The organism is Blastococcus sp. MG754426, from assembly GCF_021699055.1.
Lineage (GTDB): Bacteria > Actinomycetota > Actinomycetes > Mycobacteriales > Geodermatophilaceae > Blastococcus.
Map to the genome: position 1 here is coordinate 1 of NZ_SSXC01000063.1, position 26145 is coordinate 26145.

Consider the following 26145-nt stretch of genomic DNA (forward strand, 5'->3'; position numbering starts at 1 on the left):
GCTCGGCCACCGCCGCGCCCCCGCCGGTGGCCGAGCCGACGGCCCCGGCCGAGGGCGATGCCGGCCCGTCGGAGACGGCCCCACCGGAGGCGGTCGCGGAGGAGTACGTGCAGCAGGGCGCGGGCAGCCTCTCGCTGGTCGACGGCGCCTCCGAGGTGATCGGCACCGGCCCGCTGCAGCGCTTCATCGTCGAGATCGAGGACGGCATCGGCGTCGACGGCGCGGCGTTCGCCGACGCGGTGACGGCGACGCTCGGCGACCCCCGGTCCTGGGGCAACGGCGGGCGCCTGTCCTTCCAGCGCGTGGGCGCCGGCGCGACGTTCGACTTCCGGGTGAGCCTGGTCAGCCCCGGCAGCATGGAGACCTACTGCCCGGGCGTGGGCACCGGCGGGTACACCTCCTGCCGCTACGGCGACCGGGCCGTGATCAACCTCGCCCGGTGGGCGACCGCCGTCCCGCACTACGAGGGGGACATCGCCACCTACCGGCGCTACGTGGTCAACCACGAGGTCGGCCACGTGCTCGGCAACGGCCACGTGCGGTGCCCGGGGCCCGGGCAGCCCGCTCCGGTGATGCAGCAGCAGACCCTCGACCTGCAGGGCTGCGTGCGCAACGCCTGGCCCTACCCCTGACGGGGGCTGCCCGGCCGACCGGCCGCGCACGGCGGGAAGAGCAGCCCGTGCCACGCTGTTATGCGGACGAACGTCGGCCCCGTGCGGGCCGCTGTCCGCGACCAAGAGGAGCAAGCGTGTCCCTGCCACCGCTGGTGGAGCCGGCCGCCGACCTGTCGATCGACGAGGTCCGCCGCTACAGCCGCCACCTGATCATCCCCGACGTCGGGATGGACGGTCAGAAGCGCCTGAAGAACGCCAAGGTGCTGGCCGTCGGTGCCGGCGGCCTGGGTTCGCCCGTGCTGATGTACCTGGCCGCGGCCGGGGTCGGCACGCTCGGCATCGTCGAGTTCGACACCGTCGACGAGTCCAACCTGCAGCGCCAGATCATCCACGGGCAGTCCGACGTCGGCCGGTCCAAGGCCGAGAGCGCGCGGGACTCCATCAAGGAGATCAACCCGCTGATCGACGTCCGCCTGCACGAGACGCGGCTGGACAGCGACAACGTCCTCGACATCTTCGGCCAGTACGACCTGATCGTCGACGGCACCGACAACTTCGCCACCCGCTACCTGGTCAACGACGCCTGCGTGCTGCTGGGCAAGCCGTACGTGTGGGGCTCGATCTACCGGTTCGACGGCCAGGTGTCGGTCTTCTGGAACGAGCACGGGCCCAACTACCGCGACCTCTACCCGGTGCCCCCGCCGCCCGGCATGGTGCCCAGCTGCGCCGAGGGCGGCGTGCTCGGCGTGCTGTGCGCGACCATCGGCGCGATCCAGGCGACCGAGGCGGTCAAGCTGATCACCGGCGTCGGCGAGACGCTGCTGGGCCGGCTCATGGTCTACGACGCCCTGGAGATGACCTTCCGCACCATCAAGGTGCGCAAGGACCCGGAGGGCGAGCCGATCACGGGCCTCATCGACTACGAGGCGTTCTGCGGCGTCGTCTCCGAGGAGGCCCAGCTGGCTGCCGCCGGCTCGACGATCACCGTCGACGAGCTCAAGGACATGATGGACGCCGGCAAGGAGTTCGAGCTCATCGACGTCCGGGAGCCCAACGAGTACGAGATCGTGTCGATCCCCGGCGCGAAGCTCGTCCCGAAGGACGAGATCCTCTCCGGCCGGGCGCTGTCCTCCCTGCCGCAGGACAAGCCGATCGTGCTGCACTGCAAGACCGGTGTCCGGTCCGCCGAGGCGCTCGCCGCCATCAAGAACGCGGGCTTCAAGGACGCCGTGCACGTCCAGGGCGGCGTGACGGCGTGGGCCACCCGCATCGACAAGGCGCTGCCGACCTACTGAGAGGCCCCCCTCGCCCCCGACCCCCGCTCCGCTCGGGCCGGGACCCTGCGAGGGGGCCGTTCCAGCAGGTCACCTGGGCCCGGTCCGCTTCTCCACGGGGAGGCGGGCCGGGCCCTCGTCTTGTTGACTGACGCCATGGCCGACTTCTCGCACGTGGAGCTCCTGGAGCTCTTCCAGCGGGCCCAGAACCAGTTCACCGACCGGGTCGACGCGGTCGAGCCGGGGCAGTGGGAGGACGAGTCGCTGCCCGGCTGGACCGTCGCCGACCTCGTCGCGCACCTGGTGAACGAGGCGCTCTGGGTGCCCCCGCTGCTGGCCGGTGAGCCGGTGGACATGATCGAGGGTCGCTTCCCCGACAGCACCGACGACCTGCTGGGCGACGACCCCCTCCTCGGGTGGGAGTCCGCCGCCGACGCCGCCCTGGCGGCCTTCGCCGCGGACGACGCCCTGCGGCACACCGTCCACCTCTCGCGCGGGCCGACACCGGCGGGCGAGTACATCTTCGAGATGGCCACCGACCTCACCGTGCACGCCTGGGACCTCGCCCGCGCCACCCGCGGGGACACCGCGCTGGACGGTGAGCTGGTGACCGCCGCGCTGGTGTACGCCGAACGGCTGCCCGACGGCGGGGTGCCCGGGTTGTTCGACCCGCCGCTGGACGTCCCGCCGTCGGCCGATCCCCAGACCCGCCTGCTGGCCCGGTTCGGCCGGCGGGGTTGACCCGCCCGCTGCGGTGATCCCCGGACGGACGTCCCGCCGCCGCGGATGGCCTGCCGGGGCCCATCGCTTGCCATGATCGGGTGGTGACCCCGGACCCGAGGGACGTCGACGAGGCGGTGTTCGACGTCGTCGAGCGCATCCCGCCGGGACGGGTCAGCAGCTACGGGGCGATCGGCGAGCTGGTGGGCGTCGGGCCCCGCCGGGTGGCCCGGGCGCTGGCGCAGGGCGGCGCGGCGGTGCCCTGGTACCGCGTCGTCCGCGCCGACGGCACGGCCGCCGAGCCGGTGCGCGCCCGCCAGCTGGAGCTGCTGGCCGCCGAGGGGGTGCCCGCACGGAACGGCAAGGTCGACCTGGCGGCCGTGGGCTGGCCCGAGCGGGCGGCACCAGCACGGCGCCGTCCACCTGCGGGATGACCACGGCCGGGGACGGGATCGGCCCGCGGGGCGATGCGCGCGCACGGCGCCGCACGGTGAGCTGGTCGGCGTGACGGCGCACCCGAAGCAGCAGCCCCCGACCTCCGCCCCGGCGTCCCTGACCCGGCGGTCGCGTGCTGCCCGCCTCCGGCGGGTCGTCCTCCGGTCGCTGGGCGGCCTGCTCGTCCTGCTGCTCGCGGCGTTCGCCGTCGGCTGGGCCGTCACGCCCGGCGTGGGCGACGCGGAGCAGCGGGTGGCGGCCCGCCTGGCGGCGTTCGGTGGCACGCCGTCGACGGGCCAGGTGCCGGAGCGGGTCGCCGCCGCGCTGCTGGCCACGGAGGACAGCCGGTTCGGCTCCCACCCGGGCATCGACTGGCGCGGGGCGCTCCGGGCGCCGCTCGGGGTCGTCGTCGGCCACGACCTCGGCGGCTCGACGATCCAGCAGCAGCTGGCCCGCGTCCTCTACGAGGACGGCGCGATCGACCCCGGCGCCCGGGCCCGCTCCGTGGTCCTGGCGGTCAAGCTCGACCGCGCGTGGGGCGACGAGCAGCTCCTGCGCATGTACCTGGACACCGTCTACTTCGGCCACGGTTTCTACGGGGTGCAGGCAGCGGCCGAGGGCTACTTCGGGCTGCCCCCCGCCGAGCTGGGCTGGGCGCAGGCGACCGTGCTCGTGGGGCTCGTGCAGGCACCCAGCGCCTACGACCCGCTGGCCCACCCCGAGCTCGCGGCTGCGCGGCAGGCCCACGTGCTCGACCGGCTGGTCGACGTGGGCACCCTCACCAGAGCCGACGCCGGCGCGATCGCCGCCGAGCCGTGGCATCTCACAGCCGGTTGACTCCAGTTCGGCGCCCCGGCTGCCGAGCACAAGGGCATGAACACCATGGCGTGCCGGGCAGTGGCCCAGGCCGGGCTGGCCGCAGGGACCGCGTCGCTGGACGAGGAGCGGGCGTGGCCGCTGCTGCTGGTGGCCGGCTGGCTGACCACCGCGGCCGACCTGATGCTGGAGCAGTCCCTGCTCGACTCCCTGGCCTGACGGGCCCGTCCCACCCGTCGTCCCGGGATCGTCCTACCCCCGTGCTTCCATCGAGAGGTGGCACAGCGCGGGGGTGAGAGCGGTCCGGTCTACCGGCTGCTGCCGGGGGAGCCGCCGCGCAGCAGCGCGCCGGTGCTCGACCCGACGCAGCAGGCCGTCGTCGACCACCCCGGCGGGCCGCTCCTGGTGCTCGCCGGCCCCGGTACGGGCAAGACGACGACGATCGTGGAGGCGGTCGCCACGCGCATCGACGCCGGCGTCGACCCCGAGCAGATCCTCGTCCTGACCTTCAGCCGCAAGGCCGCCGCCGAGCTGCGCACCCGCATCACCTCCCGGGTGGCCCGCACCATCCGCGAGCCGCTGGCGCGCACCTTCCACTCCTACGCCTACGGGGTGCTCCGCCGGGCCGCCGTGCTGCGGGGCGACCCGCCGCCCCGGCTGCTCACCTCCGCCGAGCAGGACGCCGTCGTGGCCGAGCTGCTGCGCGGCGATGCCGAGGGGGTGGGCACGGTCCGCTGGCCCGAGGACCTCGCCCCGGCGCTGGGCACGGAGGGCTTCCGCGCGGAGCTGCGCGAGCTGCTGCTGCGGGCGACCGAGCGGGGGGTGGACGCCGAGCGGCTGGCCGCCTGGGGCCGCGAGACCGGCAACGAGCACTGGGTGCACGCGGCGGCCTTCCAGCAGCAGTACGAGAACGTCAGCGACTTCTGGGTCGCCTCCCGCGGTGACGCCTCCGGCTACGACCCCGCGGAGCTGGTCCGGCAGGCGATCCTCGAGCTGACCGGCGACACCGAGCTCCTCCGCCAGGAGCGCGAGCGGGCCCGCTGGCTGTTCGTCGACGAGTACCAGGACACCGACCCCGCGCAGGTCGAGCTGCTGGAGCTGCTGGCCGGGGGCGGGGGCAACCTGGTGGCCGTCGGTGATCCCGACCAGTCCATCTACGCCTTCCGGGGCGCCGAGCCGAGGGGCATCGTCGAGTTCCCCGAGCGCTTCCGGCACACCGGTGGCCGGGCCGCCGAGCGGGTGTCGCTGGGGGTGTGCCGCCGCTCGGGCGCCGAGCTGCTGCGGATCAGCCGGCAGGTGGCCGAGGGCCTGCCCGGCCCGTGGGAGCACCGCCGCCTGGCCGCGGGGGAGGGCACGCCGCCCGGCGAGGCGGAGGTGCACGTCTTCGGCTCGGCCGCGGTCGAGGCCGCCTACGTCGCCGACGTGCTGCGCCGGGCCCACCTGCTCGACGGTGTGCCCTGGTCGGGCATGGCCGTGGTCGTGCGCACGGCGACGGTCCTCGGCCCGCTCCGGCGCGCCCTGGCCTCGGCCGGGGTGCCGGTCGCCGTCTCCACCGACGAGCTGCCGCTGGCCGCCCAGCCCGCCGTCGCGCCGTTCCTGCACGGGCTCTCCGCGCTGCTGCCCGGCCCCGGCGGGGAGCCCGCCGGCCTGGACGAGCCGGGCGCCGAGGCGCTGCTCACCTCGGCGCTGGGCGGGGCGACCGTGCTCGACCTCCGGCGGCTCCGCCGCGCCGTCCGCACGGCACTGGCCCGGCACGGGGTCGACGCCGCCGAGCGCGGCGCCCCGCTGGCCGCGGCGCTCACCGACCCGGCCCTGCTGGAGGCCCTGCCCGAGCACGTCGCCCGCCCCGCGGCCCGGGTGGCCGGGGTGCTGGACGCCGGGCGGTTCGCGCTCGCCGGCGACGGCACCGCCGAGGACGTGCTGTGGGCGATGTGGCAGCGCAGCGGTCTGGCCACGCGGTGGGCCCGGGCCAGCGCCGCCGGGGGTCCCTCCGGTGCGGTCGCCGACCGCGACCTCGACGCGGTGGTCGCGCTCTTCGACGCCGCAGCCGGCTTCGTCGACCGCCTGCCGTCGGCCGACGTCCGGGCCTTCGTCGAGCACCTCTCCGCCCAGGAGCTGCCGGGGGACACGGGTGCGGCCCGGGCGGTCGCCGGCGAGACCGTCCGGCTGCTCACCGCGCACGCCGCCAAGGGGCTGGAGTGGGACCTGGTGTGCGTGGCCGGGGTGCAGGAGGGCGTGTGGCCCGACCTGCGCGAGCGCGCCTCGCTGCTCGGTGCCGAGGTGCTCGTCGAGAAGGCGGCCGGCATCGACGGGGCGCGGACCGACCGCCGCACCCTGGCGCTGGCCGAGGAGCGGCGGCTGTTCTACGTGGCGTGCACCCGGGCCCGCCGGCGGCTGGTGGTCACCGCCGTGGAGGGCGCCCTCGACGGCGCCGACGCCGGCGCGACCGCCTCCCGCTTCCTCGACCTGGTGTCCCCGCGGCCGCCCGACGGCCGGCCGCTCACCGAGCTGCCCCGCGCGCTCACCCTCCCCGCACTCGTCGCGGAGCTCCGCCGGGCCGTCACCGACCCGCAGACCCCGCCGGCCCGGCGGTCTGCCGCGGCGGCGCTGCTGCGCCGGCTGGCCGACGAGGGCGTGCCCGGCGCGGCGCCCACCCGCTGGTGGGGGCTGGCGCCCCTGTCGGACGACGCCCCGCTGGTCGACGAGGAGCTGCCGGTGCGGGTGCGCCCGTCGGCGATCGAGACCTTCCAGCGCTGCCCGCTGCGGTGGGTGCTCGGCGCGGTCGGCGCGGAGGCCTCGCCGGACGCCACCCGCACCGTGGGCTCGGCGGTGCACGCGGTCGCCCAGCAGGTGGCTGAGGGGTTGCCCGCGAGCGACGCGCGCCCGGTGCTGGACGCCGAGCTCGACCAGCTGGACCTGGGCCCCGGCTGGGCCGACCAGCGGCAACGGGTGCACGCCCACGACATGCTCGACCGCTTCCTGCGCTGGCACGCGGCCAACCCGCGGGAGCTTGTCGGCGCCGAGGTCGACTTCGACGTCGTCGTGGGGCGGGCGCGCATCCGCGGCCAGGTCGACCGGCTGGAGCGGGACGCGGAGGGGCGGCTGGTCGTCGTCGACCTCAAGACCGGTAAGACGGCGGTGAAGAACACCGAGGAGCACGGGCAGCTCGCGGCCTACCAGGTGGCGGTCGCGGCGGGTGCGTTCGAGCAGCACGGCACCGCCCCCGGCGGCGCGGCCCTGCTCCAGGTGGGCACCGGCGCCAAGGCCAAGGAGCAGCACCAGGAGCCGCTGCCCGCCGACGTGCCGCTGGAGGGCACGTGGGCCGGGGAGCTCGTCGCGGAGGTGGGCGCCGGCATGGGCGCGGGGACGTTCGAGGTGCGCACCGGCACGCACTGCTCGCGCTGCCCGGCGCGGCGCAGCTGCCCGCTGCAGGAGCCCGGCCGGCAGGTGACCGGATGACCCCGCGCGACGACGGGCAGCTCTCGTTCGACGAGCTGCTGGCCGAGGCGGCGCCGCCGGAGGCCGCGCCCCGACGGCTGCTCACGCCCGCCGAGGTGGCGGAACGCTGCGGCCTCTCCTACGCGCCCTCCGACGAGCAGGCCGGTGTCGTCTCCGCACCCGCGGACCGGCCGCTGGTCGTCGTCGCCGGCGCCGGCTCGGGCAAGACCGAGACCATGGCCGCCCGGGTCTCCTACCTGGTGGCCAACCGGATCGTCGAGCCCGAGGCGATCCTCGGTCTGACGTTCACCCGCAAGGCCGCCAGCGAGCTCAACGAGCGCATCCGGCTGCGGCTGGGCGCGCTGGCCCGCCACCCGGAGACCGAGGAGGACCTGCGCGAGCGGCTCGCCATCGCCCAGCCCACCGTCTCGACCTACCACGGCTACGCCGCCGCGCTGGTCGCCGAGCACGGGCTGCGCATCGGCGTGGAGCCCGGCGCCGGGGTGCTCGGCCCCGCCATGTGCTGGGGGCAGGCCGCGACGGTGGTCGCCGCCTGGACCGGCGACATGGCCGACGTGCCGCTCACCCTGCTGACCACCGTCGAGGACGTGCTGGCGCTCGCGGCCGAGATGGGCGAGCACGACGTGAGCGCCGCAGCCCTGCGCACCTGGACCGCGCGGCTGGAGGCGCAGGTCGCCGGCTACGCGGACGCACCGAGGAAGAAGGGCCCCTACGCCGCCGTCACCGAGATGCTGGCCCGGCAGAAGGCGCGGGTGGCGCTGCTGCCGCTGGTCGAGGCGTTCGAGGCGCGCAAGCGGGCCCTGGGCTCCATCGACTACGCCGACCAGGTCGCGCACGCCGCGCGCATCGCCGTCGCCGCACCCGAGGTCGGCCGCCGGGAGCGGGCGCGCTGGAAGGTGGTGCTGCTCGACGAGTACCAGGACACCAGCGTCGGGCAGCTGCGCATGCTGGAAGCGCTCTTCGGCGGCGCGAGCGGCCACCCGGTGCTCGCCGTCGGCGACCCGCGCCAGTCCATCTACGGGTGGCGCGGGGCCTCGGCGGGCACGATCGAGCGCTTCGACCGGACCTTCCCCGGGCGCCCCGGCCGCACGGCGCAGCGGCTCACGCTGGCCACCAGCTGGCGCAACGACGAGGCGGTGCTGGCGGTGGCCAACGCCGTCTCGGCGATGCTGCCCGCGCCGGCCCAGCCGCTGCCCGACCTGGCCCCGGCGCCGACGGCCGGCCGCGGTTCGGTCACCGTCGGGCTGTACGAGACGGTCGCCGAGGAGACCGCCGCCCTGGCCGACCGGCTGGCGGCCTGCTGGAACGGCACCGACCCCGCCGTCCAGCGGAAGCCCGACGGCCGGCCGCCCTCGATGGCGGTGCTGGTGCGCACCCGCAAGCAGCTGCCCGGCATCGCCGGGGCCCTGCGCGAGCGCGGGCTGCCGGTGGAGGTCGTGGGGCTCGGTGGCCTGCTGGAGGTGCCCGAGGTCTCCGACGTCGTCGCCACCCTCACCGTCCTGGTCGACCCGACCGCCGGTGACGCGATGGGCCGGCTGCTCACCGGCGCCCGCTGGCGGATCGGCCCGCGCGACCTGGCCGCGCTCGAGGCCCGCGCCCGCGCGCTGGTGCACTCGCGCCGGCCGGTCCGCCCCACCGAGGCCGAGGGCGAGGAGGCGCGCGCGGTGGAGGCGCCGCAGGAGCGCGGCAGCATCGTCGAGGCGCTCGACGACCTCGGCGACGCGCAGCAGTACTCGCCCGCCGGCTACCGGAGGCTGCGCCGGTTCGGGGCCGAGCTCGCCCACCTGCGCGGCCGGATCGGGGAGTCGCTGCCCGACCTGGTCGACGAGGTGGCCCGCACGCTGGGGCTGGAGACCGAGCTGGCCAGTGCGCCAGGGGTCAGCCCGGCCGGCGCACGCACCCACCTCGACGCGCTGCACGGCGTCGCCGCCGAGTTCACCGAGCTGGCCGAGCTGCCGTCGCTGCCGGCGTTCCTGGGCTACCTGCGCGACGCCGAGGAGCGCGAGCGCGGCCTGGAGCCCGGCGAGGTGGCGGTCAACCCGGAGGCGGTGCAGCTGCTCACCGGGCACTCGGCCAAGGGGCTGGAGTGGGACGTCGTCGCGGTGCCCGGGATGACCGCCGACCAGTTCCCCGCCCGCACCAACGCCAGCGACTCCTGGATCAAGGACCCGGGCGCGGTCCCGGTCGACCTGCGGCTCACCGACCGGGAGGAGCTCCCGCGGCTGCGGCTGCCGGTGCCCGGCTCCGGTGACCAGGCGGCGGTGCGGGACGCCCTCGAGGACTACGTCCAGGACTGGAAGGACTTCGGCCGGGACGAGGAGATCCGGCTCGGTTACGTCGCCGTCACCCGCGCCAAGAGGCTGCTGCTGTGCTCGGGCAGCTGGTGGCGCGACGGCGTGAAGCCCTGCGGGCCCTCGTCGCTGCTCACCACCGCCAAGGAGGCGTGCGAGGCCGGCGCCGGTGCGATCGTGCACTGGGCGCCCGCGCCCGAGGACGGCGCGACCAACCCGGCGCTGGAGGAGTGGCCGGTCGGCGTGTGGCCGGCCGACCCGCTGTCGGAGCCGCGGCGTCGGGCGCTCACCGCCGCCGCGCAGCTGGTGGAGGGGGCGGCGCCGCACCCGCTGGACCCTGAGCGCACCCTCGGCGGGGACGACGAGCTGGTGGAGCAGTGGGTGCGCGACGCCGACCTGCTGCTGCGCGAGCGAGCGCGCCAGGAGAGCCCGACCGTCGACGTCCCGCTGCCCTCGCACCTCTCGGTGTCCGCGCTGGTCACCCTGCGCCGCGACCCGGCCGAGCTCGCCCGGCGGCTCCGCCGACCGATGCCGGCCGCGCCGGCGCCGCAGGCCCGCCGGGGCACGGCCTTCCACGCGTGGCTGGAGGAGCGGTTCGGTGCCGCGCGGCTGGTCGACCTCGACGAGCTGCCCGGCTCCGGCGACGAGCTGTCCGCCCCCGACGATGCGCTGGAGGAGCTGCGCGAGGCCTTCCTGGCCGGCGAGTGGGCCGACCGGCAGCCGGTCGAGGTCGAGGTGCCGTTCGAGACGCCGCTGGGGCCGATCACGCTGCGTGGCCGGATCGACGCGGTCTTCCAGCGCGAGGACGGCGGCTACGAGGTCATCGACTGGAAGACCGGGCCGCCGCCGACCGGGGCGGAGCTCGCCGCCGTGGGCGTGCAGCTGGCCGCCTACCGGCTGGGGTGGTCGCGGTTGACCGGGGTGCCGGTCGAGCGGGTCAGCGCCGGGTTCCACCACGTCGCCGCGAAGGAGACGCTGCGCCCGGTCGACCTGCTCGACGAGGCAGGCCTCCTGGCGCTGGTCACCGGGACGGGCTGACCGACTCCCCGAGGGAGCATCCTGAGCGGGTGGACGCCGGCCGTCTCCCGGACGTCCTGGAGCGGGGGCCTGCCACGACGAGCGCCCGAGGAGGTGCGGTGAACCGGTCCCGGCGTCGTGCCGCACGGATCGTCGTCGCATCGAGCGTCGTGCCGCTCCTCGCTGCGTGCGGTGGCGGTGAGGCGATCTCGGCAGGCGGCGTGACCGTCCTGGTCTCCGAGCAGACGGGCTCCGGCATGGACGCGCTCGGTGGCGGCCGGTTGGAGGTCGTGGGGGGATGCCTCGGTGCCGGGGGTTCCGTCATCGTCTGGCCCCACGGCACCGAGGTGGTCGATGAGGACCCGATCACGGTCGATGTCCCCGGCTACGGCACCTACGACCTCGGCGACGAGGTGGAGGTCGCAGGCGGCTTCGTCCTCGAGCACTCCTCCCAGGACGAGCCGCCCGGGTCCTTCGACGTCGCGGGCGTGACCGTCCCGGCCGGGTGCGCGGAGCACGACGTCTTCCTCGCCCGCTGACGACGCGCAGCTCGCGACCACCCGGTCGAGGTCCCGGTGCCTGCGCACCCACGGCCGGCGCGACGGGGTCGGTGCGGCGGGGGGAGGATGGCACCGTGGACGTCCTGAGCAGCCGCATCCTGCTCCGACCGTCGGACGCCCGGCGGTCCCAGTCGTTCTACCGCGACGTCCTCGGGCTGGCGGTGCACCGCGAGTTCGGGCCGCCGGAGCACCCCGGGGTGGTGTTCTTCCTGGGGAACGGGCTGCTCGAGGTCTCCGGCCGGTCGGAGGTACGCCCGGCCGGCCTGGCCCTGTGGGTGCAGGTCCGGGACGTCGCTGCCGAGCACCGTCGTCTCACGGCGGCCGGCGTGACCGTGGCGCGGCCGCCCCGACTCGAACCGTGGGGGCTGGTCGAGATGTGGATCGAGGACCCCGACGGCGTGCGGATCGTCCTGGTCGAGGTCCCCGACCAGCATCCCCTGCGCCGCGACCAGCGCTGAGTCCTCGTCGCGCGGCGTTCCCGCGGGAACGCCGCAGCCCGCCGTCTGCACGTTCCGCGCACCGCCGCGGGGCCGGCGGCGAGCCGGCCGGGCGTCAGGTCGAGGCGACGCGGTCCAGGATCGCGCGGGCCAGCTCCTCCGGGGCCTGCTCGGGGATCCAGTGCGTCACGCCGGGCAGCTCCACGAAGCGGTAGTCGCCGGTCACGAACTCGGCGCAGGCCTCCGCCGCCGTCCGGCCGATCGCGACGTCGCCGTCGCTCCACACGTAGGTCGTCGGCACCTCGACCTTGTCGACGCGGATGTCCGAGCTCATCGCCCGGTACCAGTTCAGGGCCGCGGTGAGCGCCCCCGGCGCCGAGAGCACGGCCACGTACTCGTCGACCGCCTCGGGGGAGACGCCGGTGTCGCCGTCGGCACCCAGCAGCATCCGGCGCAGCCGCCGCGCGTCGTCGGCGAGCAGCACCTCCTCGGCCTTGCCGGGCTGCCAGAACAGCCGGATGTAGGACGAGCGCTCCTTCTGCTCCGGGTCGATGCGGAAGGCCGCGGTGTAGGCGGCCGGGTGCGGCACCGAGACCGCGGTGAGCGACCGGACCCGGTCGGGGTGCCAGGCGCCGAGGGTCCAGGCGACGTTGGCACCCCAGTCGTGGCCGACGACGTCGGCGACCGGGACCTCCAGCGCCGTCATGAGGTCGGCGGTGACCTGGGCGAGGTTCTGCATCGCGTACGCCTCGACCTCGGACGGGCGGGCGCCGGGCGAGTAGCCCAGCTGGTCGGGTGCGTAGGTGCGCAGCCCGGCCTGGGTGAGCAGCGGCGTCACCGCCGCCCACGACGCCGAGGTCTCGGGGAACCCGTGCAGCAGGAGCACGGGCCGGCCGTCCTCGGGTCCGTCGACGCGCACGTCGAAGGTCAGGTCGCCGACATCGGTCCGCAGCAGCTCTCCGGGCATGCCCTGGACGCTAACGGTCGCGCGCGGCCGCCGCGCCCCCCGGGAACGCCCCGGCGACGACGGTGCGTTGAACCCTTCATGTCGCTCACCAGACGGCAGTTCCTCGCGGCCGCCGCCGGGGTCGGTGGAGCGGCCCTCACCGGGGGAGTCCTCGCCGACCAGGTGTGGCCGCTGCTCAGCCGGGAGGACCTCGTCCCCGGCCGCACGCCCGAGCTCGTCCTGCCCCGGCAGGCCTGGACGACCTCGCCCGACCGGCTGACGTTCGCGGCGGTGGGGGACACCGGGACCGGCGGCCGGCAGGCGATCGCGGTGGCCACCCGGATGGCCCAGGGCTACGAGGCCGATCCGTACGGCCTGGTCGCCCACCTCGGCGACATCTGCTACTACGGCCGCATCGAGGACCGCTTCGAGGACGTCTTCCTGCGCCCCTACGGCCCGCTGGTCGACGCCGGGGTCGACGTCGAGCTGGCCATCGGCAACCACGACGGCGACGTGCACTTCAGCGACGCCCGGCTCGAGGAGATCGAGACCGAGCTGCGGCTGCTGGGCACGCCGGCCCGCTACTACCGCAGCACCCACGGGCCGGTCGACTTCTTCTACCTCGACTCCAGCACGCCCGGCCTGTTCGGCCCCGGGGCCACCGACCAGATCGACTGGCTCGACGACGCGCTCGCGACCTCGGCGAGCCAGTGGAAGGTCGTCTGCCTCCACCACCCGCCGTACTCCTCGGGTCGGCACGGTGACACCCCCGGCGCGGAGGAGAAGCTGGTCCCGGTGCTCGAGCGGCACGCCGTCGACCTCGTGCTGGCCGGCCACGACCACAACTACGAGCGGACCGTCCCGCTCGACGGCATCACCTACGTCGTCAGCGGCGGCGGGGCCAAGCTCACCCCGGTGCGCCCCCGCCGGATCACCGCCGCCGCGGCGTCGGTGCTGCAGTACCTGCACGTCGAGGTCGACGGCGACCGCCTGACCGCCCGATGCATCCGACCCGACGGCGGGCTGGTCGACCGGTTCACGCTCCGGGCGCGCGAGGGCCGGTGAGCACGCGGTTCCGGCCGGTGCGGGCGGTCCGGGAAGGCGCCGCGGCGCTCTACGGGCTGACCGCGCTCGCCGTCGTGGTGGCGCCCGCGCTGATCATCGACTCGACCGCGACGGGCGGCGGGGTCGCGCCGACGTGGCAGGCGCTGGACCTGCTGGCGGTCAGCGCGGTGCTGGGCCTCGGCTACGGCGTCGTCTGCTTCCGCCGGCTGCGCCGGCAGTCGACCGAGACCAGGTCACGGGCCAACGCCTGGATCGCCGCCGTGCACGCGCTGGTGGCGCTCGCGCTGCTCTCCTCGGTGCTGCTGGCCGTGGTGCTGCACGAGCTCGGCTCGCTGCAGGCCCCGCTGGCCGGCCAGGAGCTGACGTTGCTGGCGCTCTGGGGCGGGGTGCAGCTGGTCGCGATCATGGCCGCCGAGGCGGTCGAGCGCGGGGTGTTCCGCTGGCTGGTCGGCCCCGAGCGGCGGGCGCAGGCGGGGCCGCCGGACGGCGCGGCTACCGTCGGGGACCGTGACCAGCGCCGAACGTGACTTCGTCCTCGACCACCTCGACGACCTGCACACCGACCTCGACGCCTGGCTGCGCATCCCGTCGATCTCGGCCGACCCCGCGCACGCCCGCGACGTCGCGGCCAGCGCCACCTGGCTGGCCGACGCACTGCGCCGCGTCGGCTTCCCGACCGTGGAGATCTGGCAGACCCCCGGCGCCCCCGCCGTCTTCGCGGAGTGGCCCAGCGCCGACGCCGGCGCCCCGGTCGCCCTCGTCTACGGCCACCACGACGTGCAGCCGGTGGACCCGCTGGAGCTGTGGGAGCACCCGCCGTTCGAGCCCACCCGGGTGGAGGGCCCCGACGGCCCGGAACTGCACGCCCGCGGGGCCATCGACGACAAGGGCAACGTCGCCTTCCACCTGCTCGGCATCCGGGCGCACCTGGCCGCCACCGGCCGTGACACCCCCGCCGTCACGGTCAAGCTGCTGATCGAGGGCGAGGAGGAGTCGGGGTCGCCGCACTTCGAGGGCCTGCTCCGCGACAACGCCGACCGGCTCGCCTGCGACGTCGTCGTCGTCAGCGACACCGGCATGGCCGCACCCGACGTCCCCAGCGCGGTGACGGCGATGCGCGGTCTGGCCGACGCCGAGATCACGCTGCGCGGCCCGGCCGTCGACCTGCACTCCGGCTCCTTCGGCGGCGCCGTCCCCAACCCGCTGCACGCGATGGCGGAGCTGCTCGCGGAGCTGCACGACGAGCAGGGCCGGGTGACCATCCCGGGCTTCTACGACCGGGTGCGCCCGCTCAGCGACCGCGAGCGCGAGCTGATGAGCCGGGTGCCGTTCGACGAGCAGGCGTGGCTCGCCGGCCCCGCCGCCTCGCGGGCCACCTACGGCGAGGCCGGCTTCACCACCCTGGAGCGCACCGGCGCCCGGCCGACCGCCGAGGTGAACGGCATGTGGGGCGGCTACACCGGCCCCGGCCACAAGACGATCATCCCGGCCGAGGCGCACGCCAAGGTCACCTTCCGCCTGGTCTCCGACCAGCGGCCGGAGGACATCGGCCCGATGCTGCGGGCCTGGGTCGAGGCCACCGTGCCCGCGGGCATCGAGGCGGAGGTGCACACCCCGCCCGGCGGGGTCGCGCCGTGCGCCAGCGACCTGGACTCCCCGCACATGGACGCGCTGCTCGCCGCCATCGGCCAGGCCTTCGACACCGACCCGGCCGACGTCCTCTTCACCCGCGAGGGCGGCAGCGGCCCGGAGGCGGCGATCGTCGAGGCCCTCGGCGCCCCGCTGCTGTTCCTCGGCGCCGGCCTGCCGACCGACCGGATCCACTCCCCGAACGAGCGGGTGCTGCTGCCGATGCTCTACCGCGGGGCCGAGGCCGCCGCCCACCTGTGGCGGGAGCTGGCCGCCCGCCGCGCAGGCTAGCGACGCGCACCGACGACGACCGTGGCGCCGTGGTCGTCGTCGGTGACCGGCCGGGCCACCAGCCCGGCGGCGGTGACCAGGGCGAGCGCGGCGGGCAGCTGCCCCTCGCTGCACTCGAACAGCAGCGCACCGCCCGGCGCGAGCCACTCCGGAGCCCCCGCGGCGACCCGGCGGGCGAGTGCGAGACCGTCCCCGCCGCCGTCGAGCGCCGTCCGCGGCTCGTGCTGCCGCGCCTCGGGGGGCAGCAGGGCGACCGCCGCCGTCGGCACGTAGGGCACGTTGGCGGTGAGGACGTCGACCCGGCCGCGCAGCCCCGGTGGCAGGGCGCGGAACAGGTCTCCCTCGTGCACGGGCGTGCCCGGGAGGTTCAGCCGGGCGCAGGCCACGGCCGCGGGGTCGACGTCGGCGGCGTGCAGGTCGAGGCCCGGGACGGCGGCGGCCGTCGCCGCGGCCACCGCCCCCGTGCCGCAGCAGAGGTCGACGACGACGGCGCCCGGGCGGGCGAGCGCCACCGCCTCGGCCACCAGCAGCTCGGTGCGGCGGCGCGGCACGAAGACGCCGGGCGCGACGGTGATCCGCAGCCCGCCGAACGCCGCCCAGCCCAGCACCTGCTCCAGCGGTGCGCCGGCCAGCCGCCGCTCGGCCAGCCGGGCCAGCTCGCCGGCGTCACGCGCCTCCGCCGTCAGCAGGGCGGCCTCCTCCTCGGCGAAGACGCAGCCGGCGTCGCGCAGCCGGCGCACGAGGCCGCTGTCGGGGGAGTGCACGGCGGTCTCCTTCGACGGGCGCGGGTTCCGGGGACGCCGCGGCCCACGCCCTACGCTGGGGCCGTGACCGGAGCGGGCCAGGACGCGGCGCCGGGCTGGTACCCCGACCCGGCCGGCACCCCCGGCGTGGTGCGCTGGTGGAGCGGCACCGCGTGGTCCGACGTCATGATGCCCGCGGGCCCGGGCGTGCAGGTCCACCGGGTGGCCGCCCGCACCGCCGTGCACGAGCCGGCCGTGCCGGAGGTCCCGCCGGCGCCCGCCGGCCGGCGCCCCCGCGCCCGGTCGTGGCTGGCCGCCGGCGCGGTGCTGGTGCTCCTCGTCGCCGCCGTCGTCGCGGTGCTGGGCACGGGAGCGGGCGGGGACGGCGCGGACGCCACCGCCCCCGACCCCGACATCGCACCGGTCCCGGCTCCCGGGGACCCCTTCCCGCCGGGCACGGTGCGGATCGTCGACGAGGTCGCCGGCATCTCCTACCCGTACCTGGGGGAGGGGTGGTCGGAGTTCGACCTGGGCCGGCAGCTGGAGACGACCGCGACCGCCGGGCAGTACTTCACCACCCAGGAGGCCACCCCCGACGGCGGCATCTTCATCTCCCAGTGCACCTCCGGACCGGTCGCCGAGGGGTACGGGTGGGGCGGCCCGTCGACGCTGCAGAGCACGGTGACGACGCTGGCCGCCAGCGTCCGGGCCAACTACTACCCGAGGCCCAACACGATCGAGGTCCGCCGGGACGAGCCCCGCACCGTCGACGGGCGCCCCGCCCACCTGCTGGAGTTCCAGCTCACCTGGGACGTCGAGGGCTACGACGCCTCCGGCGAGCGGGCGGCGCTGCTGCTCATCGACGTCGGTCGCCCGGCCCCGGCGCTGCTCTACGTCTCGATCCCCAACACCCACGCCGAGCTCTACGGCGTCATCGACCGGGTCGTCGCCGACGTCGACGTGCTGTGACACCTCCGTGTTGATCAGGTGACCTGATCGTTCCGGGTCCTGGCTCAGCGTTGACAGTGAGCTGGGACCCCACCAGGTGAGCCAGGACCCTGCTCTCCACCCTCCGGGAGACCGTGCGGGCCACCGGCGAGCGCGGGTTCCGAGGAGGGACGCGGCCGCAGAGGTTCCCCAGGGGTGGGGACGGCGACCGGCCGCAGTGCCACCCCGGGGACGACGTCGTCGTAGTGTCGGGCGCGTGACTGCAGCTGGTACCGAACTGACCCTGCGGCACCCGATCGAACGGTTCACGCTGGACAACGGCCTGCGGGTGGTCCTCGCCCCCGACCGCAGCGTGCCGGTGGTGGCGGTGAGCGTCTACTACGACGTCGGGATGCGCAACGAACCCGAGGGGCGCACCGGCTTCGCGCACCTCTTCGAGCACATGATGTTCCAGGGGTCGGCGAACGTCGCGAAGATGGAGCACGCCCGGCTGGTCCAGGCCGCGGGCGGCACCTTCAACGGCTCCACGCACCAGGACTACACGAACTACTTCCAGGCGCTGCCCGCCGAGGCGCTGGAGCGCGCCCTCTTCCTCGAGGCCGACCGCATGGCGGCGCCGGCGATCACCGAGGAGAACCTCCGCAACCAGATCGACGTGGTGAAGGAGGAGATCCGGGTCAACGTGCTCAACCGCCCCTACGGCGCCTTCCCCTGGCTGCAGCTGCCGCAGGTCGCGTTCGACTCCTTCGCCAACACCCACGACGGCTACGGGTCCTTCGTCGACCTCGAGTCCTCGACGGTCGCCGACGCGACCGACTTCTTCGACAAGTACTACGCGCCGGGCAACGCGGTGCTGTGCATCGGCGGCGACCTCGACGTCGGCGCGACCGAGGAGCTGGTCCGCCGGTGGTTCGGCCCGATCCCCGGCCGCCACGTGCCGCCGCTGCCGTACACGGGCGAGCCCTCGCCCACCACCGTCCGCTCCGCCGTGGTCGAGGACCCGCTGGCCACCGCGCCCGCGCTCGCCCTCGGCTGGCGCGTGCCCGACCCGGTCGGTGACTTCGACACCTACCTGGGCAGCGTGCTGCTGGCCGAGCTGCTCAGCGAGGGCGACGCCTCCCGCCTGGAGAGCCGGCTGGTCCACGGCGACCGCATCGCCATCGCCCAGAGCAGCTACGTGGGCCTGTTCGGCGACCCCTTCGACGTCCGCGACGCCACCCTGCTCACCACCCAGGTGCACCACCCGGCCGCGGTCCCGGCCGAGCGCGTCATGGCGGCCGTGCACGAGGAGGTGGGCCGCATCGCGACCGACGGCGTCGGCACCGACGAGCTCCGCCGCGTCCAGGCGCGCATCGAGGCCCAGCTGCTGCAGCAGGCCGACTCCGTGCTGGGCCGCACGCTGGCCTTCGCGGCGGCGGAGCTGGTCCACGGGCGGGCCGAGCTCGCCGGCGAGCTGGCCGCCCGGCTGGCCGCGGTGACCCCGGAGGCGGTGCAGGCCGCCGCCCGGGGGCTGGATCCGGGCACCGCCGCGGTGCTGGAGCTGCGACCGGCAGGAGGTGCCCGATGACCGCCGCCCTGATCCCGCCGCTGGGCGAGCCGCGGCCCCAGCCCGCGCCGGAGGCCGTGGAGACCACGCTGCCCAACGGGCTGCGCGTGGTCGTGGTGCCGCGCCCCGGAGTGCCCCTCGTCGAGCTGCGCCTGCGGGTGCCGTTCGCGGCGGCGAGCGCCCGCAACGCGGGCGTGCACGCGGCGCGCGGCGCCGTCCTCTCCGGTGCGGTGCTGCTGGGCACGCAGCAGCACGACCAGGCGCAGGTCGCCCAGCTGCTGCAGAGCCACGGCGCCGAGCTCTCGGTGAGCACCGACGCCGACCGGCTGGTCTTCGGCACCACGCTGCTCCCCGGCGGGCTCGCCCCGGTGCTGGAGCTCCTCGCCGAGCTGCTGACCGGCGCCAGCTACCCGGCCGGCCGCGTCGACGGCGAGCGCGACCGGCTCGCCGAGCGGATCGCGATCGCCCGCACGCAACCGGGCACGATCGCCCGCTCGGCGCTGGCCGCCCGCCGGTACGGCGCCCACCCGTACGCCATCCAGCTGCCCGACGCCGATCTCGTGGCCGCCGTGCGCGCCCCGGCGCTGCGCCGGCTGCACCGGGAACGGGTGCTCCCCGCCGGCAGCATCCTCGTGCTCGTCGGTGACCTGGACCCCGCGGCGGCGACCGGGACCGCCGCCGCCGCGCTCGAGGTCTGGAGCGGCAGCGGGACGGCGGTGCAGGCCCCGCCGGTGACCGAGCAGCCGGCGCAGGGCATCGAGCTGGTGCACCGGCCCGGTGCGGTGCAGTCGAACCTGCGCCTCGGTGGCCCGGCGCCCGCCCGGACCGATCCCGACCTCCCGGCGACGCGGCTCGCCGCGATGGTCTACGGCGGGTACTTCTCCTCGCGGCTGGTCGAGAACATCCGCGAGCGCCGCGGTTACAGCTACAGCCCGCGCAGCGCGATCGACCACCAGCGCGCGGCGTCGTCCTTCCTCGTCGAGGCCGACGTCGCCACCGAGGTCACCGGCCCGGCGCTGCTGGAGACGCTCTACGAGCTCGGCCGCATGGCGCTGACCCCGGTCACCGAGGCCGAGCTGGACGCGGCGCGCCGGTACGTCCTCGGCAGCATGGCGCTGAGCACCTCCACCCACGCCGGCCTGGCCAGCACGCTGTCGGCGCTGCTCGGCGTGGGCCTGCCGGCCGACTGGCTGAGCACCCACCAGCGCGATCTCACCGAGGTCACCGTGGAGCAGGTGCAGGCCGCCGCCGCCCGCTACCTGGCGCCGGAAGGCCTCACCGCCGTGGTCGTGGGCGACGCCGACCGGGTGGCCGCCGAGCTCGGCACCCTGGCGCCGGTCACCGTCACCGGGGGCGGCGGGCAGGAGTGACCGCCGGCCCCGGCCCCGGCGACGGCGGCCCGCTGCTGTCCCGCTCGGGGCACGACCGGGCCCACCTCGCCCGGACGCTGACCGACCCCACCGGCGGCCGCCCGGTGCGGGTGCTCACGGTCGACGCCACCCGCGCCGTGCCGGTGAAGGAGGGGCCTGCGGGACCCCGCCTGGTGTGGGACGAGCGCCCGGCCCTGCCCGCGGGCGCGGTGTTCCTCGGGGAGGCCGGCGGGGTGCCGTACGCGGCGGTGCGCGGGGAGCGGTCGCTCACCGTCAACGGCCGTCCGGTCGACCACTGGGCCGGGCTGCGCGAGGTCGGCGCGGCCCTGGGCGACCTGGACGCCGGCCTGCTGGCGCAGGCCGTCGGGATCCTCGAGTGGCACGAGCGGAACCGGTTCAGCCCGCTCACCGGGGTGGCGACGACGGTCGAGCGGGCCGGCTGGTCGCAGCGCGACCCCAGCACCGGCACCGAGTTCTTCCCGCGCGTCGACCCAGCGGTGATCATGCTGGTCCACGACGGCGGCGACCGGGTGGTGCTGGGCCGCCAGGCGACGTGGCCGCCCGGGCGGTTCTCCATCCTGGCCGGCTTCGTCGAGCCGGGGGAGTCCGCGGAGGCGGCGGTGGCCCGGGAGGTCGAGGAGGAGGTCGGGCTGCGCGTCACCGACGTCCGCTACGTCGCCAGCCAGCCGTGGCCCTTCCCGCAGTCGCTCATGCTCGGGTTCGTCGCCCGGGCCGACGGCGACCGGCCGCTGCGCCTGGACCCGCACGAGATCGAGGAGGCGCGCTGGTTCACCCGCGAGGAGCTGCGCAGCCGCGACGGGCAGCTGGCGGTGCCGCCGTCGATCTCGATCGCCCGGCACATCCTCGACCGCTGGTTGAGCGGCGAGCTCGGCTGAACGGGCGCGGGCTCCTGCAGCTCGCCGTTCCAGCACGTCACCCGAACCGGCCCTGGAGCACCAGCGCGGGGCGGTCGGGGTGGTCGGCCAGCACGACCGCGTCGGCGAGCGCCACCGGGTCCACCTCGTCGTCGTAGCGGTCGAAGGCCGGCAGCTCCCAGGCCTGCTCCGGCGGCGTGCGCCGTGCCCGCGCGGCCGGGGCCATCCGCAGGTGCACGACGACGTCGAACGCCAGCCCGACCCCCTGCAGCAGCGAGCCGGGCACGAGGAGCACCCCACCGGCCGCTGCCGGACGGCGGGGGAGCCGGGCCGACCGGTCCCGCGCCAGGTCCCACAGCGCCGGGAGGTACTCCCCGGAGCCACCCGGACCGACCGGCCCGAGGACCTCGCGGGCGAGCGCGCCGGTGTCCAGCCAGTCGGTGTAGCGGGCGTCGGGATCGGTGCGGCCGTGCTCGAGCCGCAGCGACGCCGGCCGGTAGAAGCCTTCGGCGGGGACGACGACGGCGGCACGCCCCAGCATCGGCAGCCGGTCGGCGACCTCCCCCGCGAGCGCTCCGGGGTCCGCCGCACCGGGGCCGTCGACGGCCACCCGCAGTGCGGTGGCGCCGGGCTCCGGCGGGACGTCGGCCAGCAGCGCGGCCAGGCGGTCGGCGAGGGCGCCGGGGGTGAGCGGTTCCGGACGGGTCAGGAGCGGCCGTCCGCGGTGGCGACGGCGCCGCTCGGCACGGGCTCGGGCCGCGGTGCCGGCGGTGCCGCCGGTGCCGGGGCGGGAGCGGAGGTGGGCGCCACCACGTCGGACGCCAGGCTCCCGAGCACCTCGCGGGCCAGCTCCACCACGGGCCGGCCCTGCGTGCGCGCCTCGCGGCGCAACCCCTCGAACGCCGCCCGCGGGCTCGTGCCCTGCCGCTCGGCGAGCACCCCGATCGCCCGCTCGGTCGAGACCCGGGCGGCCAGGGCGTGCTCCAGCTGCGCCACGGTGCGCTCCAGCGCGGCGATGCGGGCGTCCACCGGGTCCGTCTCGCCGGGAGCGGCCCCCGGGCCGCGTGCGGAGCGCCGCGCGGACCGGTCCGGCTCCGGCAGCCCGCCCAGCTCGTCGGCCAGGAGGTCGGCCAGGGTCATGCCCTCGACGACGTCCTCGACGGCGTCACCGCCGGCCGGGCCGCCGGGAAGGGGGACGACCACCCAGCCGCGCGCGGCCCGGGTCAGCGCGACCCGAGGCGGTTCCCCGGCCCCCGGGCAGGCCACGATCTCGGTACGGCACGGCGCATCGGGGGACACGCGCCCGTCGGAGGGCCTGGGACCGGGGACCACGGGTGCTCACGCCTCCGGGATGTGTGCCAGCTGGGCCTTCACCGCGTCGATGCTGGGGTTGGTCAGCGCGGTGCCGTCGGGGAAGACCAGCGTGGGGACGGTGCGGTTGCCCCCGTTGGCCTGCATGACCAGGTCCGCCGCCTGCGCGTCGGTCTCGATGTCGACCTCGGCGAACGCGATGCCCTCGCGCTGCATGAGCTTCTTCAGCCGCACGCAGTACCCGCACCACGTGGTGGTGTACATGGTGACGGCGGCGCCGGGGGTCGTGGTCATCGCGGGGGAGTCTCCCTGTTCGTGCCTGGTCGGTCCAGCCCCGGGACGGGGTGGCGTGCTGCCTGCATGCCAACGTGGCGCCCCTGGGGATGCTTCCCGCCGTCCGACGGTGCCGGCTGGGAGGATCGTCCGCGGAGCCGAGGGCTCCGCGGAGGTCCGGGACGAGGAACGGGGAGGGACGCCGGCGATGGCGCACGCGGACGCGGAGGCCGTGCTCGACGGGCTCGACGACGAGCAGCGCGCGGCCGCCCGGGCGGTGTCTGGCCCGGTCTGCATCCTGGCCGGTGCCGGCACCGGGAAGACGCGCACGATCACCCACCGGATCGCCTACGGCGTGCACACCGGCACCTACGTCCCCGAGCAGGTGCTGGCGGTGACGTTCACCGCCCGGGCGGCCGGCGAGCTGCGCGCCCGCCTGGCCGCGCTCGACGTCGGCGGGGTGCAGGCGCGCACCTTCCACGCCGCCGCCATGCGCCAGCTGCGCTACTTCGCCCCCCGGGTGCTGGGCGGCCCGATGCCGGGGCTGATCGAGAACAAGCTGCGGGTGGTCGCCTCCGCCGCCACGCGGAACCGGCTGACCACCGACCGCACCAGCCTGCGCGACCTCGCCAGCGAGATCGAGTGGGCCAAGACCACGCTGGCCACGCCCGAGGACTACCCGGCCCGCGCGAAGGCCGCCGGCCGCGAGGTCCCGTTCGAGCCGGCCGCGGTCGCCGCCGTATACGCCAGCTACGAGCAGGCCAAGCAGCGCGACGGCGCCCTGGACTTCGAGGACCTGCTGCTGGTCACCGCGTACGCGCTCGAGGAGCACCCGGACGTCGCCCGGCAGGTGCGGGCGCAGTACCGGCACTTCGTCGTCGACGAGTACCAGGACGTCAACCCGCTGCAGCAGCGGCTCCTCGACGCCTGGCTGGGCGGGCGCGCGGAGGTCTGCGTCGTCGGCGACCCCAACCAGACGATCTACTCCTTCACCGGCGCCGACCCCGACTACCTGCTGGGCTTCGCCGACCGCTACGCCGACGCGGCCGTGGTCAAGCTGGAGCGCGACTACCGCTCCACGCCGCAGGTGGTGGGGCTGGCCAACCGGCTGATCGGCCAGGCGCCGCCGCGCAAGGGCCTGCCGGGGCTCCGCCTGCTGGGCCAGCGCCCGCAGGGCCCCGAGCCGCGGTTCGTGGAGCACCCCGACGAGCCGGCGGAGGCCGCGGCGGTCGCGGCCCGCTGCAAGGCCCTGATCGACGAGGGCACGCCCGCCGCCGAGATCGCCGTGCTGTTCCGGATCAACGCGCAGTCGCAGGTGTACGAGTCCGCGCTGGCCGACGCCGGGGTGCCCTACGTGCTCAAGGGCGGCGAGCGGTTCTTCGAGCGGCCCGAGGTGCGCGAGGCGGTGCTGCTGCTCCGCGGGGCGGCCGCCGGGGGCAACGATCCGGGCATGCTCGTGCCCGCCGTCCGCGACGTCCTGGCGTCGACCGGCTGGGTGGAGCACCGCCCGCCGGCCGGGGGTGCGGCGCGGGACCGCTGGCAGTCGCTCGCCGCGCTGGTCGACCTCGCCGTCGACCTGGTGGCCGAGAACCCCGCCCTGGACCTCGCCGGGTTCGTCACCCACCTCGCCGAGCGGGCCGACGCGCAGCACGCGCCCACCGTCCAGGGCGTCACCCTGGCGTCGATGCACGCGGCCAAGGGGCTGGAGTGGGACGTCGTGTTCGTCGTCGGGCTGGTCGACGGCGTGCTGCCGATCGCCCAGTCCCTCAGCCGCCCGGAGGCGGTCGAGGAGGAGCGCCGGCTGCTGTACGTGGCGGTCACCCGGGCCCGGGAGCAGCTGACCCTCTCGTGGTCGCTGGCGCGCAACCCGGGTGGTCGGCGCGCCCGTCCGCGCAGCCGCTTCCTCGACGGGCTGGCGCCGGGCTCCGGGCCGACGGCGCCGCCCCCGCGCCGTCCGGCCAAGCGGGCGAAGGTGGTCCTGGAGGGCGAGGCGGGGGAGCTGTTCGAGCGGCTCCGCGCCTGGCGCAGCCAGACCGCGCAGGACGCGTCCGTGCCCGCCTACGTCGTCTTCTCCGACGCCACGCTCCAGGCCATCGCCGAGAGCCGGCCGGCCAGCCTCCGGGAGCTGTCCGGGCTGCCCGGCATCGGTGCCCGGAAGCTGGAGCTCTACGGCGCCGACGTGCTGGCCACCGTCAGCGGCTGAACGGGTGAGGGAGCCGTCGCCGACGGCGACGGCAGGCGGTTCCGAGACCCGCCGGGGTCCCCCTGCGGAGGAACCGCGATTAATTGGATTGACCCGGTATCCGGGGCGCCCCTAGTGTCCCGTTCCACACGCGCTGCACCCCCGTGGCGAGCCCGGCCGGCCGGCCGGACCGCGAGAGAGGAAGGAGGGGGTACCCGATGACGATCACCACCACGATCACCGCTGCCTCCGCCGACCTCCTCGGCCGCGGCGGCGTCGACGCGCGCACGGGTGGCCTGATCATGACCGGTCCCGCCGCTCAGCACGAGGGCACGGGTCTGTCCTCCGCCGCCTGCCGCGGTGAGTGGACCGCCGTCCTCGGTGGGGACGCCGGCGCCGCCGCCTTCGACCGGCGCCCGAAGTCGCTCCGCACCGTCGAGCGCCCCTTCGTGCCCACCTACCTGCCCCAGCACGACGGCACCACCCTCGGGATCCGATCCCCCGGGAGACCGCTGAGCTAGCCGCTCACCGGCCCTCCTCGAGGCCGCGGAACCCGAACCCCGGGATCCGCGGCCTTTCTGCTCTCCCCTCCGCGGCACCCGGCCCCGACTTCGGTCGGCGGGCCACCGCCGTCCGTACACGACCAGTACGAGGAGGAGCGGCAGTGCAGCAGACGATCGACCGCCCGACGTCCCACCGCCGGCCCGGGCTCCCGCGGACCGGTGGGCCCAGCCCCCGACGGCCACGCCCGGCCCTGCCCCCTGGACCGGTGCGGCGTCCCCTGCCGTGCCGGGTGGAGGACCCCGAGCTGTGGTTCGCCGAGAACCCGTCGCAGCTGGAACTCGCCAAGAGCTTCTGCGGCGACTGCCCGGTGCGGGAGGCGTGCCTGGCCGGCGCGCTCTCCCGGGCCGAGCCGTGGGGCGTCTGGGGCGGCGAGATCTTCGACCGGGGCGTCGTGATCGCCCGCAAGCGGCCACGTGGCCGTCCCCGGAAGGTCGTCGCGGCGTGAGCCGGCGGCCATCCCCAGCCCGTAAGCACGTGACCAGCAGTTCCGAGCTCCCGACCGGGAGCCGACCGAAGGAATCCGCGATGTACATGTTCGAGCCCGACATGGCCCGCAGCCGCATGAGCGAACTGCAGGCCGAGGCGATGGCCGCGTCCCGCGCCCGTCGTCTGTACCTGGCGCGGCGTGCCTCCCGGCGCGCCGAGCGCGCGGTCCGCCGGGCCGCGCGCGCCAGCGCCGCCGTCTACTAGAAGGACCCCGTCCTCCGCACCCCTCGCACGCTCGGGGCGAGCCTCGGGAGGGGGCCGCCTCGGGGCGAGCCTCGGGAGGGGGCCGGCGG

General features: G+C 76.1%; 26 protein-coding genes. 21 read left to right on the top strand and 5 right to left on the bottom strand.

Features of this window, described 5'->3' with window-relative positions; genetic code table 11:
* From E9549_RS17260 to E9549_RS17305, 10 genes are all read left to right on the top strand, one after another.
* The coding region (locus E9549_RS17260; RefSeq protein ID WP_236827825.1) for a DUF3152 domain-containing protein at window positions 1-632 on the top strand (632 nt) is incomplete at its 5' end.
* A gap of 116 nt (window positions 633-748) precedes the next feature.
* Window positions 749-1909 carry an adenylyltransferase/sulfurtransferase MoeZ gene (moeZ, locus tag E9549_RS17265; protein WP_236827826.1) on the top strand — a complete coding sequence of 387 codons (1161 nt, stop codon included), beginning with the start codon at window positions 749-751 and terminating at the stop codon, window positions 1907-1909.
* A gap of 135 nt (window positions 1910-2044) precedes the next feature.
* Entirely contained in the window at window positions 2045-2629 is a 585-nt protein-coding gene (locus E9549_RS17270) for a TIGR03086 family metal-binding protein (RefSeq protein ID WP_236827827.1), read from the top strand.
* Window positions 2630-2712: 83 nt separating this feature from the next.
* Entirely contained in the window at window positions 2713-3042 is a 330-nt protein-coding gene (locus tag E9549_RS17275; protein ID WP_236827828.1) for an MGMT family protein, read from the top strand.
* 70 nt (window positions 3043-3112) lie between these two features.
* Window positions 3113-3880 carry a biosynthetic peptidoglycan transglycosylase gene (locus tag E9549_RS17280; protein ID WP_236827829.1) on the top strand — a complete coding sequence of 256 codons (768 nt, stop codon included), beginning with the start codon at window positions 3113-3115 and terminating at the stop codon, window positions 3878-3880.
* A 36-nt stretch (window positions 3881-3916) separates the two neighbouring features.
* The gene (locus E9549_RS17285; RefSeq protein ID WP_170852150.1) at window positions 3917-4078 is read left to right on the top strand and encodes a hypothetical protein; all 162 of its coding nucleotides are present in this window, start codon (window positions 3917-3919) and stop codon (window positions 4076-4078) included.
* 57 nt (window positions 4079-4135) lie between these two features.
* Window positions 4136-7318: an ATP-dependent DNA helicase gene (locus E9549_RS17290; RefSeq protein ID WP_236827830.1), complete on the top strand. Its 3183-nt coding sequence runs from the start codon at window positions 4136-4138 to the stop codon at window positions 7316-7318.
* Entirely contained in the window at window positions 7315-10647 is a 3333-nt protein-coding gene (locus E9549_RS17295; RefSeq protein WP_236827831.1) for an ATP-dependent DNA helicase, read from the top strand. Before E9549_RS17290 ends, E9549_RS17295 begins: the two co-directional genes overlap by 4 nt.
* Window positions 10648-10847: 200 nt before the next feature.
* A complete protein-coding gene (locus E9549_RS17300) occupies window positions 10848-11165 on the top strand; it encodes a hypothetical protein (RefSeq protein ID WP_236827832.1) in 318 nt (105 codons plus the stop codon).
* Window positions 11166-11260: 95 nt separating this feature from the next.
* Window positions 11261-11644, top strand: a complete 384-nt coding sequence (locus E9549_RS17305; protein WP_236827833.1) for a VOC family protein — start codon at window positions 11261-11263, stop codon at window positions 11642-11644.
* Window positions 11645-11738: 94 nt separating this feature from the next.
* Here the strand turns inward: E9549_RS17305 and E9549_RS17310 are convergent, their stop codons facing one another.
* A complete protein-coding gene (locus E9549_RS17310) occupies window positions 11739-12590 on the bottom strand; it encodes an alpha/beta fold hydrolase (protein ID WP_236827834.1) in 852 nt (283 codons plus the stop codon).
* Between the two features lie 78 nt (window positions 12591-12668).
* Between E9549_RS17310 and E9549_RS17315 the strand changes: the two genes are divergently transcribed.
* The 3 genes from E9549_RS17315 to E9549_RS17325 are packed head-to-tail and all read left to right on the top strand — an operon-like array spanning window position 12669 to window position 15554.
* Entirely contained in the window at window positions 12669-13634 is a 966-nt protein-coding gene (locus E9549_RS17315; protein ID WP_236827835.1) for a metallophosphoesterase, read from the top strand.
* Complete coding sequence (locus E9549_RS17320; protein ID WP_236827836.1) at window positions 13631-14161, top strand: hypothetical protein; 531 nt, start codon at window positions 13631-13633, stop codon at window positions 14159-14161. The genes E9549_RS17315 and E9549_RS17320 overlap by 4 nt, the downstream gene beginning before the upstream one ends.
* Window positions 14142-15554 (top strand): dipeptidase, encoded by a 1413-nt coding sequence (locus tag E9549_RS17325; RefSeq protein WP_236827837.1) that lies wholly within the window; start codon window positions 14142-14144, stop codon window positions 15552-15554. Before E9549_RS17320 ends, E9549_RS17325 begins: the two co-directional genes overlap by 20 nt.
* Here E9549_RS17325 and E9549_RS17330 read toward each other — a convergent pair.
* Window positions 15551-16318 (bottom strand): putative protein N(5)-glutamine methyltransferase, encoded by a 768-nt coding sequence (locus tag E9549_RS17330; RefSeq protein WP_236827838.1) that lies wholly within the window; start codon window positions 16316-16318, stop codon window positions 15551-15553. The genes E9549_RS17325 and E9549_RS17330 overlap by 4 nt on opposite strands.
* Window positions 16319-16381: 63 nt before the next feature.
* Here E9549_RS17330 and E9549_RS17335 point away from each other — a divergent pair, with 63 nt between their 5' ends.
* The 4 genes from E9549_RS17335 to nudC all read left to right on the top strand — a co-directional run bounded on the left by E9549_RS17335 (window position 16382) and on the right by nudC (window position 21057).
* Window positions 16382-17266, top strand: coding sequence for a DUF2510 domain-containing protein (locus E9549_RS17335; protein WP_236827839.1), 885 nt, complete (start codon window positions 16382-16384; stop codon window positions 17264-17266).
* A gap of 235 nt (window positions 17267-17501) precedes the next feature.
* Window positions 17502-18812 carry a pitrilysin family protein gene (locus E9549_RS17340; RefSeq protein WP_236827840.1) on the top strand — a complete coding sequence of 437 codons (1311 nt, stop codon included), beginning with the start codon at window positions 17502-17504 and terminating at the stop codon, window positions 18810-18812.
* Window positions 18809-20161 carry a pitrilysin family protein gene (locus E9549_RS17345; RefSeq protein ID WP_236827841.1) on the top strand — a complete coding sequence of 451 codons (1353 nt, stop codon included), beginning with the start codon at window positions 18809-18811 and terminating at the stop codon, window positions 20159-20161. The genes E9549_RS17340 and E9549_RS17345 overlap by 4 nt, the downstream gene beginning before the upstream one ends.
* A complete protein-coding gene (gene nudC / locus E9549_RS17350) occupies window positions 20158-21057 on the top strand; it encodes an NAD(+) diphosphatase (protein WP_236827842.1) in 900 nt (299 codons plus the stop codon). Before E9549_RS17345 ends, nudC begins: the two co-directional genes overlap by 4 nt.
* 37 nt (window positions 21058-21094) lie before the next feature.
* Here the strand turns inward: nudC and E9549_RS17355 are convergent, their stop codons facing one another.
* The 3 genes from E9549_RS17355 to E9549_RS17365 form a co-directional block, all read right to left on the bottom strand.
* A complete protein-coding gene (locus E9549_RS17355; protein ID WP_236827843.1) occupies window positions 21095-21646 on the bottom strand; it encodes a uridine kinase in 552 nt (183 codons plus the stop codon).
* Window positions 21647-21741: 95 nt separating this feature from the next.
* Complete coding sequence (locus E9549_RS17360; protein WP_236827844.1) at window positions 21742-22302, bottom strand: ANTAR domain-containing protein; 561 nt, start codon at window positions 22300-22302, stop codon at window positions 21742-21744.
* Window positions 22303-22374: 72 nt separating this feature from the next.
* The gene (locus tag E9549_RS17365; protein WP_236827845.1) at window positions 22375-22641 is read right to left on the bottom strand and encodes a mycoredoxin; all 267 of its coding nucleotides are present in this window, start codon (window positions 22639-22641) and stop codon (window positions 22375-22377) included.
* A gap of 187 nt (window positions 22642-22828) precedes the next feature.
* Between E9549_RS17365 and E9549_RS17370 the strand changes: the two genes are divergently transcribed.
* The 4 genes from E9549_RS17370 (at window position 22829) to E9549_RS17385 (ending at window position 26056) form a co-directional block, all read left to right on the top strand.
* Window positions 22829-24823 (top strand): ATP-dependent helicase, encoded by a 1995-nt coding sequence (locus E9549_RS17370; RefSeq protein WP_236827846.1) that lies wholly within the window; start codon window positions 22829-22831, stop codon window positions 24821-24823.
* A 197-nt stretch (window positions 24824-25020) separates the two neighbouring features.
* A complete protein-coding gene (locus E9549_RS17375) occupies window positions 25021-25323 on the top strand; it encodes a hypothetical protein (protein ID WP_236827847.1) in 303 nt (100 codons plus the stop codon).
* A gap of 248 nt (window positions 25324-25571) precedes the next feature.
* Complete coding sequence (locus E9549_RS17380) at window positions 25572-25811, top strand: WhiB family transcriptional regulator (RefSeq protein WP_374201433.1); 240 nt, start codon at window positions 25572-25574, stop codon at window positions 25809-25811.
* Window positions 25812-25891: 80 nt separating this feature from the next.
* Window positions 25892-26056, top strand: coding sequence for a hypothetical protein (locus E9549_RS17385; protein ID WP_236827848.1), 165 nt, complete (start codon window positions 25892-25894; stop codon window positions 26054-26056).
* Window positions 26057-26145 lie beyond the last annotated feature (89 nt).